This window comes from Micromonospora inyonensis (assembly GCF_900091415.1).
GTDB classification, from domain to species: Bacteria; Actinomycetota; Actinomycetes; order Mycobacteriales; family Micromonosporaceae; genus Micromonospora; species Micromonospora inyonensis.
In genome coordinates, this window is the sequence record NZ_FMHU01000001.1 from 554956 (window position 1) to 567200 (window position 12245).

The following is a 12245-nucleotide window of genomic DNA, read 5'->3' on the forward strand; positions in this document are numbered from 1 at the left end:
CTCAGCTCAGGCGACCAGGCCGGCGCGGAAGCCCGCGGCGACGGCGTGCGCCCGGTCCCGGGCACCGAGCTTGCGGAAGAGCCGGCGGGCGTGTGTCTTGACGGTGTCCTCCGAGACGAACAGCTCACGGCCGATCTCGGCGTTGCTCTTCCCCTCCGCCATGCCGAGCAGCACCTGGAGTTCCCGCTCGGTGAGCCCGATCCCACCCCGTCCGCGCCCGGCCGGTTCGCCCCGCCCGCGTCCGGCCGGTTCGGCCCGGCGACGCTCCGGCGTCGCCCCGGCGGTCTCCGGCTCGGCGCCGTCGTCCGGCTCGTCGTCGCCGCGCTGCACCGGAACCATCGCCGGGCCGCCCGGCATCTCGTCCGGCCAGTCCGCCGCCGTGGCGGCCGGGGTACGCCCGCCCGGCCGGCCGGTCGCGCCGACCACGGCCGCGGTGTCCAGGGCCGGATCGGCGATCCGGCGACGGGACGACCGCCCCGGGGCGGTGAGCAGCAGGAGTGCCTTCGCGACCGCGCTGGTCAGGTCCTGGTCGACGCCCTGGATGAGCCCGCGCGCCCCGGCGCTGATGGTGGCCGCCGCCGCGTTGGACTCCTCCGCGCCGAGCAGCAGCACCGCCGCCTGGGGTGCCCGGGCCAGGACGCGCCGGACGAAACCCGCGCTGTCCGGCCGGGTCAGCGCGGTGTCGGCGAGCACCACGTCGGGCGGCTGCTCGGCGAGGCGCAGCATCACCTCGGGATCGGAGACGGCGGTACGGACGACGGCGGACAGGCCCAGCCTGGCCGCTGCGGAAGACAGGTGCTGCGCCGCCAACGGGGTTCGGACGCAGACGAGAACCGTACGCACAGTGGGGTCTCCTCTCCGTCAGGAAGGAGACCATGGGCGGCGCTGATCATGAGGGCGTTCCGGGCAATTCTCTAGACTTTTCCGACATATAGGTTCTTTGCCGCGAGTTGCCGGAACTTTTCGATCACACACGTGTGAGCGGAGGGACGGCAGGGTACCGAGGGGCCGGGCCGGACACGGCGTACTCGCGCGATCCGCTGCCCGGGACCGGCCTAACGGACCATCGCGGCGGTGCCGCGCGGGAGGAGGGGTGCTGATGTCGAACGTACGTAGACTGCCCGGACCCATCGTCGACCTCTGGGACTGGCAGCGGCTCGGTGCCTGCCGGGGCCGCGACAGCGCCCAGTTCTTCCACCCGGACGGCGAACGCGGTTCCTCCCGCCTGCGCCGCGAGTCGGGAGCCAAGGCGGTCTGCCGGGCCTGCCCGGTACGCGCCGAGTGCGCCGCGCACGCCCTCTCCGTCCGTGAGCCGTACGGGGTCTGGGGCGGATTCAGCGAGTCCGAGCGCCTCCGACTGCTCGCCATCGGCTGGGAGGACCTGGCCGACCGGCGACGCAGCCGGGTGGACGTCGCCCGCCTGGAGGCCCGCCTCGGCCGCCCGCACAAGTCGACGATGCCCGCGCAGCGCAACGTCGCCTGACGCACCCGCCGACCACGATCACCGCTGCCGCGTCCCTGCCGGGCGCGGCAGTGTGCTGTCCGGAAGCATGTCCGCGCTGGTGGACTGGCGGCGGGCAGGCGTTCGAGGAGCCGGTCGCCCTGGCCCGCCGGTTCCAGACGACGGAGACCCACCCCGCGGGAGGCCGATGGTCCTTCCTCCGCCTGGCGACGACGTCGGACTGGTACACCGTGGACCGGCGGAACGACGACGCGGGGCACACCGTCGGGGTGGACGGCGTGCCCCGCGTCGTCGTGCCGCCGGGCGTTCCGGGGGAGCGGAACGCCCGACGTGGGTGTCGCGGTTCGGTCAGAAACCGGGGCCGTGCTGGTGGCTGTGGCCGTGACCGTGGGAGTGGCCGTGTCCACCGGCAGCCGGCTCGGCCTTCTCCGGCTTCTCCACCACCAGGCTCTCGGTGGTCAGCAGCAGGCCGGCGATGGACGCGGCGTTGGTGACCGCGTTACGGGTCACCTTCACCGGGTCGATGATGCCCTTGCCGACCAGGTCGACGTACTCGCCGGCAGCCGCGTCGAGGCCGTGGCCCCAGTCCTTGCCGGTGACCTTCTGCACGACGACGTAGCCGTCGTGGCCGGCGTTCTGCGCAATCCAGCGCAGCGGCTCGACCAGCGCCTTGCGCACGATCGAGACGCCGACCTTCTCGTCCCCGGTGAAGCCGAGGTCGTCGTCGAGCGTCGGGAGGATCTGCGCGAGGGCGGCACCGCCGCCGGGCACCGTGCCCTCCTCGACCGCGGCCTTGGTCGCCGCGATGGCGTCCTCGATGCGGTGCTTGCGCTCCTTCATCTCGACCTCGGTCGCCGCGCCCACCTTGATGACCGCGACGCCGCCGGAGAGCTTCGCCAGCCGCTCGGCCAGCTTCTCCCGGTCCCACTCGGAGTCCGAGGCCTCGATCTCCTTGCGGATCTGCACGACCCGGTCGGCGACCTCGGTGTCCCGGCCACCACCGTCGACGATGGTGGTGTTCTCCTTGTCGACGACCACCCGGCGGGCGGTGCCGAGCACGTCCAGCCCGACCTGGTCGAGCTTGTACCCCAGCTCCGGGGCGACCAGCTCGGCGCCGGTCTGGATCGCCATGTCCTGGAGCATCGCCTTGCGGCGGTCACCGAAGCCCGGCGCCTTCACCGCGCAGACCTTCAGGGTCTTGCGCAGCGAGTTGACCACCAGCGTGGAGAGCGCCTGGCCGTCGACGTCCTCGGCCACGATCAGCAGCGGCTTGCTGTCGGCGAGGACCTTCTCCAGCAGCGGCAGCAGCTCCTCGATCGCGGAGATCTTCTGCGTGGTGATCAGGATGTACGGGTTCTCCAGGACCGCTTCCTGCGACTCCAGGTCGGTCACGAAGTTCGGCGAGATGAAGCCCTTGTCGAACTGGAGACCCTCGGTCACGTCCAGCTCGGTGTGCAGGGCGGAGCCCTCCTCGACGGTGATGACACCGTCGCGGCCGACCTTCTCCATCGCCTCGGCGATCAGCTCGCCGATGGTGGCGTCCTGCGCCGAGATCGTCGCCACGTGGGCGATCGACTTCTTGTCGGCCACCTCGACGGCCCGGTCGAGCAGGGCCTCGGAGACCTTGGCCGCCGCCGCGTCGATACCGCGCTTGAGACCGGCCGGGTTGGCACCGGCGGTCACGTTGCGCAGGCCCTCGCGGACCATGGCCTGGGCCAGCACGGTGGCGGTGGTGGTCCCGTCGCCGGCGACGTCGTTGGTCTTGGTCGCCACCTCCTTGACCAGCTGCGCACCGAGGTTCTCGTAGGGGTTGGTGAGCTCGATCTCCTTGGCGATGGTGACCCCATCGTTGGTGATCGTCGGCACACCGAATTTCTTGTCCAGGACGACGTTGCGCCCGCGTGGGCCGAGAGTGACCTTGACCGCGTCCGCGAGGGCGTTGACACCGTGCTCGAGCAGGTGCCGGGCGTCGTCCGAGAAGCTCAGGATCTTCGCCATGGATATCCCTTCAAGCGTTGCTGCCCCGGCCCGGCGAGCCGGACCGGGGCAGCGACACTGATCGGTTGCTTACTTCTCGATGACCGCGAGGACGTCGCGGGCGGAGAGCACCAGGTACTCCTCGCCGGCGTACTTGACCTCGGTGCCGCCGTACTTCGAGTAGATGACGGTGTCGCCGACCTGCACGTCAACCGGGATCCGGTTGCCCTTGTCGTCGACGCGGCCCGGGCCGACAGCGAGGACGGTGCCCTCCTGCGGCTTCTCCTTGGCGGTGTCGGGGATCACGATGCCCGACGCCGTGGTGGTCTCAGCCTCGTTCGCCTGGACCAGGATCCGGTCCTCGAGCGGCTTGATCGCAACCTTGGTCGCGGTAGTCACGGGCATACCCTCCTGGGGTACTGGTTTCGTAACCGGTCGGCGGGGCCGACCAGCGTCAATCTGCCACATGCCACCGGGCGGGGCCGTCGTCGCGGGTGCCGGTCCGCCTGGCGTTGAACCTCCGGGCCGGGCCCGGAAGCTGGCACCCTCGATGGGAGAGTGCTAATCGCAGATTAGGCCTCCGCTAGCACTCCGTCAAGGAGAGTGCCAACGACGGCGGGGCGCATCGCGCCGGTCCGGGCCCCGCGACGGTGTCCGACCCCCGCCCCCGGACCGCCCGTCACGCACCCTGCCGCACAGCCCCGGCGCAGGTTCCGGCCACCTACGCGGACGAGCGTGTCGGCGGATCCCCCGACACACCTGGACAATTAAAGTTAATAATCCCAATAATTAGACATCCGTCGATCAGACGGCTCTCCTACCGGGAGGTCCGGATGCGTCGCCCTGCCCCCAGACCGCTGCTGGCCGCCGTGTCGGCCCTCGCCGCCATCACCGCCACGACCCTCGTCATGGCCACCCCGGCACAGGCCGCTGGCCCGACCGCCACCTTCGTCAGGACCGCCGACTGGGGCACCGGGTGGGAGGGGCGCTACACCATCACCAACGGTGGCCCGGCCACCATCACCGGCTGGCAGGTCGTCTTCAGCCTGCCGGCGGGCACCACGCTCGGCTCCTACTGGGACGCCACGCTCAGCAGCGCCGGCCAGCGGCACACCTTCACCAACCGTTCGTGGAACGGCACCACGTCGCGATGACCGACATGCTGCTGGCCGGCTTCCCGGTCGCCGGCAACCCCGACCGGTTCTTCCCCGCGCTGCGCGAGGACCAGGTGGCCTTCGGGGCGCCTTCCTCCCCCAGCGCCGGCAACGGCTACCTGGCCCCCACCGGGGTGCAGGCCGCGGTCACCTGTTTGGTCAGCGGGCAGAGCTGCGGATCGTACGCGCCGCGCAGCGGCACCAACCCGGCCTTCCGGGGCCTGATGACCTGGTCGATCAACTGGGACCGGTTCTACGCGTGGGAGTTCCGCCTGCACCACGGCCCGTTCCTCCGGTCACTGCCCTGACCGGGCGGCTTCCGGGTGCATGCAGGGGACCCCTGTTCGACAAAAAGCGGTAACAGGGGACCCCTGCTACCTCCCGAACCGCCCCCGCCACACGACCAGGGCCGGCGGGTTGCCGAGGTGGTCGACGGGCGGCGGTGGGGGCCGTCCAGAATGGGGCGGGTGGACCTCGACCAGTTCGCCGCCCTGCGTACCCCCGAGGGGTCGGCCGCGCTCGACGCGGCGACGCGGGTGGCCGGCGGCGACCCGCTGACCGCGGCGGCCACCCTCCGCTCGGCCGGCATTCCGGCCGGTCTGGCCGCCGCCGCGCTCACCCAGGCCGAGCTGCGGCGACGCGCGACCGCCAAGTTCGGCCCCGAGGCGGCCGGGATGTTCCTCACCCGCGCCGGCCTGGAGCAGGCGACCCGGCGGGTGGTGGCCGACCGGCGCGCCGCACGGTTGCGCGCCGCCGGGGTACGCACCCTCGCCGACCTGGGGTGCGGTCTCGGCGCGGACGCCCTCGCCGCCGCCCGCGCCGGCCTCCGGGTGTACGGGGTGGAGGCCGATGCGCTGACCGCCGCGATGGCCGCCACGAACGCCGAGGCGGCCGGACTGACCGGATCGTTCACGGTGGAGCGCGGCGACGCGACCGCGTTCGACGTGTCCCGGGTGGACGGGGTCTTCTGCGACCCGGCCCGCCGCAGCACCGGCACCGGGCGGCGGATCTTCGACCCGAAGGCGTACTCACCCCCGTGGGACTTCGTGACCGACCTCGCCGCACGGGTGCCGCACACGGTGGTGAAGGTGGCCCCGGGGCTGGACCACGCGCTGATCCCGGCCGGCGCGGAGGCCGAGTGGGTCAGCGTCGACGGCGACCTGGTGGAGGCGGCGCTCTGGTGCGGCCGGCTGGCCGACCTGCCCCGCCGGGCCACCGTGCTGCGGGCCGGAGCCGTGCATCAGCTCACCGGCTCGGGTGCCGAGGAGGCGGCGGTCGGTCCGGTCCGGCGGTACCTGTACGACCCGGACCCGGCGGTGGTCCGCGCGCACCTGGTCGCCGAACTCGCCACCACGCTGGGCGCGACGATCGCCGATCCGAGCATCGCCTACCTGTACGCGGACACCCCCACCGGCACCCCCTTCGCCCGCTGTCTGGAGGTCACCGACGTGCTGCCGTTCTCGCTGAAGCGGCTGCGCGCGCTGCTGCGCGACCGGCGGGTGGGGCGGGTGGAGATCCTCAAGCGCGGCTCGGCGCTGGAGCCCGAGCGGCTCCGGCGCGACCTGCGGCTCGCCGGCGACCAGGCGGCGAGTGTGGTGCTCACCCGGGTCGCCGGGGCGCCGACCGTGCTGGTCTGCCAGCCGACCGGCTAGATTGGCCCGGTGGCGGGACGGGGAACACCGGCGACAGCGCTGCTGGTCAAGCGCGGGGTCGGGCACAGCGTCCACCCGTACGACGTCACCCCGGACACCCCGAACTACGGCGCCGAGGTCGCCGCGGCACTCGGCGTACCGGCCGACCGGGTGTTCAAGACCCTCGTCACCGAGGTGGACGGCGCGCTGACCGTGGCGGTCGTCCCGGTCACCGGCGAACTGGACCTCAAGGCGCTCGCGGGTGCGGCCGGCGGGAAGCGGGCCGTCCTCGCCGACCGGGCCGTCGCCGAACGCGTCACCGGTCACGTGCGGGGCGGCATCAGCCCGCTCGGTCAGCGCCGACGGCTGCCGACGGTGCTGGACGCCTCGGCCCTGGACTTCCCGACGATCTACGTCTCGGCCGGGCGGCGCGGGCTCCAGCTCCAACTCGCCCCGGCGGACCTGGTCGCGCTGACCGGGGCGACCACCGCGCCGATCGCCACCCGCTGAACGGCGGTCCGCCACCGGCGGCCGACGCCGTCGGGCGACGCCGTCGGGCGACGCCGTCGGGCGACGCCGTCGGGCGACGCCGTCGGGCAACGCGTTGATCATCTTCGTTCCCACCGATGCCGGTAACGGCCATCCGACCTGCGGGTTTCGTCGGCGTTGCTGAATTGTTACCGCAGCCAACAAATCCATGACCTCGACAGTCTTGCGCTGTCGGTGTGACGCGGAATACGTTGCCGGACACAACAAAACAACACACCCCCACCCCCGAAAGGAACCCCGCACATGCGCAGAGGGATCCTCACCATCGCGACCGTGGGCCTGCTCGTCACCGGCGGCGTGACCGCCTGCGGCGACGACTCGGGCAGCGACAACGACGCCGGTTCCGACAAGAAGCCCAAGATCGGCGTGATCCTGCCGGACAGCAAGTCCTCCGGCCGGTGGGAGAACGCGGACCGCAAGTTCCTGGAGGCGGCCTTCAAGAAGGCCGGCGTCGACTACGACATCCAGAACGCCCAGGACGACAAGAACCAGTTCCAGACCATCGCCGACCAGATGATCACCGGTGGGGTGACCGCCCTGATGATCGTCAACCTGGACTCCGGCACCGGCAAGGCGGTCCTGGACAAGGCGAAGTCGCAGGGTGTGGCGACCATCGACTACGACCGGCTCACCCTCGGCGGCAGCGCCGAGTACTACGTCAGCTTCGACAACGAGGCGGTCGGCAAGCTCCAGGGCGAGGGCCTGTCGAAGTGCCTGACCGACAAGGGCGTCGAGAAGCCCGTGGTCGCGTACCTGAACGGCTCCCCCACCGACAACAACGCCACCCTGTTCAAGAACGGCTACGACTCGGTGCTCAAGCCCAAGTTCGACTCGGGTGAGTACGTCAAGGGTCCGGAGCAGTCCGTCCCGGCCTGGGACAACGCGCAGGGCGCCACGCTGTTCGAGCAGATGCTGACCCAGACCGGCGGCAACATCGACGGTGTGCTCGCCGCGAACGACGGGCTCGGCAACGCGGCCATCTCGGTGCTCAAGAAGAACAAGCTCAACGGCAAGGTCCCGGTGACCGGGCAGGACGCCGACGTGCAGGGGCTGCAGAACATTCTCGCCGGTGACCAGTGCATGACCGTCTACAAGGCGATCAAGCAGGAGGCCGACGCCGCCGCCGAACTGGCCATCGGGCTGGCCAAGGGCGAGCGCAAGGAGACCGGGCAGACGGTGAAGGACCCGGAGGGCGGCCGGGACGTGTCGTCGGTCCTGCTCACCCCGAAGCTGATCTTCAAGGAGAACGTCAAGGACGTGGTGGCGGACGGCTTCGTCGCCAAGGAGGCGCTCTGCACCGCCGAGTACGCCAAGCTCTGCACCGAGGCCGGGATCAGCTGAGCCGTACCGGTTTCCGGTGCCCCCCCCCACCGGAGCGCGGGCGTCACCTGAGGACCGCAACCCGCGGTGACGCCCGCCCCCCGGCGGCTCGACAAACGTGAGGGAGACCCGTGTCCACCACCCCCCTGCTGGAACTGCGTGGGATCGACAAGAGCTTCGGCCCGGTCCAGGTCCTGCGTGACGTGGCCTTCTCCGCCCACCCGGGGGAGGTGACGGCTCTGGTCGGCGACAACGGCGCCGGCAAGTCGACGCTGGTCAAGTGCATCAGCGGCATCTATCCGACGGACGCCGGCCGGTTCCTCTTCGACGGCCGGCCGGTCACCATCAACAGCCCCCGGGACGCCGCCGCCCTGGGTATCGAGGTCGTCTACCAGGATCTGGCGCTCTGCGACAACCTCGACATCGTGCAGAACATGTTCCTGGGCCGGGAGAAGCGCAGCGGCATCGTGCTCGACGAGCCGACCATGGAGCAGATGGCCGCGCAGACTCTGGCCGGGCTGAGCGTCCGGACGGTCACGTCGCTGCGCCAGCACGTCTCCAGCCTCTCCGGCGGCCAACGGCAGACCGTGGCCATCGCCAAGGCCGTGCTCTGGAACAGCCGGCTGGTGATCCTGGACGAGCCGACCGCCGCGCTCGGCGTCGCGCAGACCGCCCAGGTGCTCGAACTGGTCCGCCGGCTCGCGGACAACGGGCTGGCCGTCGTCCTCATCTCGCACAACATGAACGACGTCTTCGCGGTCTCCGACCGGATCGCCGCGCTCTACCTCGGCCAGATGGTCGCCCAGGTGAAGACCAGCGACATCACGCACGCCCAGGTGGTCGAGCTGATCACCGCCGGCCGCTCCGGCACGGTCGGCCTGATGACCGGCAACGGGACGCCCTACCCCGACATCGGCGGCGGGTCCGTCGACAGCACCCCAGGAGCCCTGCGATGACCAGCACCGCCGTGCGCAAGGTCGGTCCGGTGAAGGCCACCGCGCCGTCGACCGTGGGTAACCACCTCCGCAACTACGTCAGCCGGGTACGCGGTGGCGACATCGGGGCCCTGCCGGCCGTCCTCGGGCTGCTCGTGCTCTGCACGGTCTTCTCCGTCATGCGACCGTCGTTCCTCTCGGCGGTGAACTTCGCCAACCTCTTCACCCAGGGCGCGGCGGTCACGCTGATCGCGATGGGTCTGGTCTTCGTGCTGCTGCTGGGCGAGATCGACCTCTCCGCCGGTTTCGCCAGCGGGGTCTGTGCCGCCGTCCTGGCGAACATCGTCACCGTCGCCGGCTACCCCTGGTACGTGGCGGTGCTGGCGGCCATCCTCACCGGCCTGGTCATCGGACTCGCCCTGGGCTTCCTGGTGGCGAAGGTGGGCATTCCGTCCTTCGTGGTGACCCTCGCCGCCTTCCTCGCGTTCCAGGGCATCGTGCTGCTGCTGATCAGCGGCGGCAGCAACATCTCCGTCCGGGACAAGGTGCTGGTGGCGATCGCCAACCGCAACCTCCCGCCGGTGCTCGGTTGGCTCTTCTTCGCCGTCGTGGTCGGCGGATACGCGGCGACCCAACTGCTGCGCCACCGTAAGCGGATCCGCCGTGGCCTGGTCACCGACCCGTTCCCGGTGGTGCTGGCCCGGATCGGCGGGCTGGCGGTCATCCTCGGCGTCGCGGTCTACATCCTCAACCTGGAGCGCAGCCGCAACGTCCTGATCAGCTCGCTCAAGGGTGTGCCGATCGTGGTGCCGATCATCGCCGCGCTGCTGGTGCTCTGGACCTTCGTCCTCCAGCGCACCGCCTACGGCCGACACGTCTACGCGGTCGGTGGCAACAAGGAGGCCGCCCGCCGGGCCGGCATCAACGTCGACCGGATCCGGATCTCGGTCTTCGTGATCTGCTCGACGATGGCCGCGATCGGGGGCATCGTCGCCGCCAGCCGGGCCAACTCGGTCGACCCGAACACCGGGGGCAGTAACGTACTGCTCTACGCCGTCGGCGCGGCGGTGATCGGCGGGACCAGCCTCTTCGGCGGCAAGGGACGGGTGCTCGACGCGGTGCTCGGCGGCGCGGTGGTCGCGGTGATCGACAACGGCATGGGCCTGATGGGCTACAGCTCGGGGGTCAAGTACGTGGTCACCGGGGTGGTGCTGCTGCTCGCCGCGAGCGTCGACGCGTTCTCCCGACGACGGGCCGCCGCCACCGGCACCCGCTGACCACCCCTCGACCGGAGTACCAGGAGCATGCGCACAGGACCCAGCCAGGACGAGATCCGCCGGCAGAATCTCGGCGCGCTGCTCCGCTACGTCCACGTGCACGGCGCGACCTCACGGGCGGAACTCACCACCGCCCTCGGGTTGAACCGCAGCACCATCGGCGCACTCACCGCCGACCTGGCCGGCGCGGGCCTGGTCAGCGAGGGCGCCCCGAAGGAGACCGGCCGGGCCGGGCGACCCTCGCTGGTCGTCCGGCCCGAGTCGGAGCGGGTCTTCGCGTACGCGTTCAGCGTCGAGGTGGACCGGCTGCGGGCCGCGCGGGTCGGGCTCGGCGGCGAGCTGCTCGACCGCCGGGACGTGCCCCGGGCGCACGGTTCGACGGCGGCGGAGGCGGCACCGCTGCTCACCGCTCTGGTCAAGGAGATGGAGCAGGGCACCTCGACCGGCGCGGTCTGCGTCGGCGCGGGCGTGGCGGTGGTGGGCATGGTCCGCCGCACCGACGGCCTGGTCCGGTCCAGTCCCACCACCGGCTGGGTCGACGAACCGCTCGGCGAGCTGCTCCGCGCCGGGCTGGGTACCGGACACCCGGTCGCGGTCGGCAACGTCGCCGACCTGGCCATGCTCGCCGAGCACGTCCGAGGCGTGGCGGTGGGCTGCGACAACGTCATCTACCTGCACGGCGACGCGGGGGTCGGGGCGGGCATCATCGCCGGTGGGCGGCGCGTCACCGGGCACGACGGCTACGGCGGCGAGGTCGGCCACATGGTCGTCAACCCCCACGGGCAGCCCTGCGGCTGCGGTTCCCGGGGCTGCTGGGAGACCGAGATCGGCGGGCCCGCGCTGCTGCGGGCCGCCGGCCGCGACGGTGTGGAGGGGCAGGACGCCATCCTGTCCGTGGTGGACCCGGCGGCACGCGGGGACGCCAGCGCCCAGGCCGCGGTCCGCCAGGCCGGCGACTGGCTCGGCTTCGGCGTCGCCAACCTGGTCAACATCCTCAACCCGGAGATGGTCGTCTTCGGCGGCACCATGCGGGACCTCTACCTCGCCGCAGCGGCCCAGGTGCGCAGCCGGCTCAACTCGATGGCGCTGGCCGCCTGCCGGGAGCAGGTCCGGCTGCGCACCCCGAAGTTGGGCGACGAGGCACCCCTGATCGGCGCGGCCGAGCTGGCCTTCGAGCGACTGCTCGCCGATCCCCTCGACGTCTGACCCCGAACCGGCCCCGCGGCAGTTCCACCGCATCGGGTCGCCCCGTTGCCGAGCCGGTCGCCCGGCCGGGTTGCCGCACAGGCGTGGGGGCCGAATGTGGAAGTTCCGTGAACCAACCCACCGGACGCATCCGTGTCTCCCGTAGACGAGCGCGTTACGCGGGTGTCTGGACTGGTCCACGTCAACAATCCACTACAAGGCCCTAGGAGCCCAAATGGCAGCTTTGACTCGTGTGCGCAAGGCGTGGCGACCGGCCGTGGTCGGCGCCCTGGTCCTGGCCGGGTTGACCACCGCCGCGACGCCGGCAGCGGCGGCGACCACCAACCGGACCGGACTCTGCAACAAGGGAACCGGCTACTCCTCGACCGTGGAGTTCCCCTGGCGTGGCGGGTTCACCAGCTACGTGGTGGGGCCGGGCAAGTGTTGGAGCATCACGCTCGCCGCCGGCAGCACCGAGCCGGTGAACGTGTATGCCCACGGCAACGGCGCGAAGGTCTTCATCGGCTCGAAGACGATCAGGACGGGCGAGCACAACGTGTTCCGGACCTACGGCAGCTCGGTCTGGTCGGCCTACTACACGTTCTCGCACAGCTGACGGCTGTGCAAGCCCCCCGCGCGCCGCTGGGGCGCGCGGGGCTGAGAGCGACCACCACCGCACTGGCAGGACGTTGCCGGACTCGGAATCGACGACGGCCTCCATGCGGGCACCCGTGAACGAGCACCCGTGTCCTTCG

At 71.5% G+C, this 12245-nt stretch carries 12 protein-coding genes and 1 pseudogene; 10 read left to right on the forward strand and 3 right to left on the reverse strand.

The window, feature by feature from the left end; genetic code table 11:
- Positions 1-6: 6 nt before the first annotated feature.
- Positions 7-843 (reverse strand): helix-turn-helix transcriptional regulator, encoded by an 837-nt coding sequence (locus GA0074694_RS02260; RefSeq protein ID WP_091451664.1) that lies wholly within the window; start codon positions 841-843, stop codon positions 7-9.
- Positions 844-1099: 256 nt separating this feature from the next.
- On the opposite strand from GA0074694_RS02260, the gene GA0074694_RS02265 reads away from it, so the two are divergent.
- The gene (locus GA0074694_RS02265) at positions 1100-1483 is read left to right on the forward strand and encodes a WhiB family transcriptional regulator (protein WP_091458531.1); all 384 of its coding nucleotides are present in this window, start codon (positions 1100-1102) and stop codon (positions 1481-1483) included.
- A gap of 327 nt (positions 1484-1810) precedes the next feature.
- Here GA0074694_RS02265 and groL read toward each other — a convergent pair whose 3' ends face one another.
- Together groL and groES are read right to left on the reverse strand one after the other, a co-directional pair.
- Entirely contained in the window at positions 1811-3460 is a 1650-nt protein-coding gene (gene groL, locus GA0074694_RS02270; RefSeq protein WP_091451667.1) for a chaperonin GroEL, read from the reverse strand.
- A gap of 69 nt (positions 3461-3529) precedes the next feature.
- Positions 3530-3844 (reverse strand): co-chaperone GroES, encoded by a 315-nt coding sequence (groES, locus tag GA0074694_RS02275; RefSeq protein WP_088976050.1) that lies wholly within the window; start codon positions 3842-3844, stop codon positions 3530-3532.
- A gap of 506 nt (positions 3845-4350) precedes the next feature.
- On the opposite strand from groES, the pseudogene GA0074694_RS32145 reads away from it, so the two are divergent.
- From GA0074694_RS32145 to GA0074694_RS32530, 9 genes and pseudogenes are all read left to right on the forward strand, one after another.
- Positions 4351-4581: pseudogene (locus GA0074694_RS32145) on the forward strand (cellulose binding domain-containing protein); the annotation flags it as partial.
- 8 nt (positions 4582-4589) lie between these two features.
- Positions 4590-4901, forward strand: coding sequence for a hypothetical protein (locus GA0074694_RS32150; protein WP_245714516.1), 312 nt, complete (start codon positions 4590-4592; stop codon positions 4899-4901).
- 159 nt (positions 4902-5060) lie between these two features.
- Complete coding sequence (locus tag GA0074694_RS02285) at positions 5061-6245, forward strand: THUMP-like domain-containing protein (RefSeq protein WP_091458534.1); 1185 nt, start codon at positions 5061-5063, stop codon at positions 6243-6245.
- Positions 6246-6254: 9 nt separating this feature from the next.
- Positions 6255-6734 carry a Cys-tRNA(Pro) deacylase gene (ybaK, locus tag GA0074694_RS02290; protein WP_091451671.1) on the forward strand — a complete coding sequence of 160 codons (480 nt, stop codon included), beginning with the start codon at positions 6255-6257 and terminating at the stop codon, positions 6732-6734.
- Positions 6735-7016: 282 nt separating this feature from the next.
- The gene (locus GA0074694_RS02295) at positions 7017-8114 is read left to right on the forward strand and encodes a sugar ABC transporter substrate-binding protein (protein WP_091451674.1); all 1098 of its coding nucleotides are present in this window, start codon (positions 7017-7019) and stop codon (positions 8112-8114) included.
- 110 nt (positions 8115-8224) lie between these two features.
- Positions 8225-9049 (forward strand): ATP-binding cassette domain-containing protein, encoded by an 825-nt coding sequence (locus tag GA0074694_RS02300; RefSeq protein ID WP_091451677.1) that lies wholly within the window; start codon positions 8225-8227, stop codon positions 9047-9049.
- On the forward strand, positions 9046-10305 hold the full coding sequence (locus GA0074694_RS02305; protein ID WP_091451681.1) for a sugar ABC transporter permease: 1260 nt from the start codon (positions 9046-9048) through the stop codon (positions 10303-10305). The genes GA0074694_RS02300 and GA0074694_RS02305 overlap by 4 nt, the downstream gene beginning before the upstream one ends.
- 27 nt (positions 10306-10332) lie before the next feature.
- Positions 10333-11511: an ROK family protein gene (locus GA0074694_RS02310; RefSeq protein ID WP_091451686.1), complete on the forward strand. Its 1179-nt coding sequence runs from the start codon at positions 10333-10335 to the stop codon at positions 11509-11511.
- A gap of 214 nt (positions 11512-11725) precedes the next feature.
- On the forward strand, positions 11726-12106 hold the full coding sequence (locus GA0074694_RS32530) for a hypothetical protein (RefSeq protein ID WP_245714756.1): 381 nt from the start codon (positions 11726-11728) through the stop codon (positions 12104-12106).
- Positions 12107-12245: the final 139 nt, after the last annotated feature.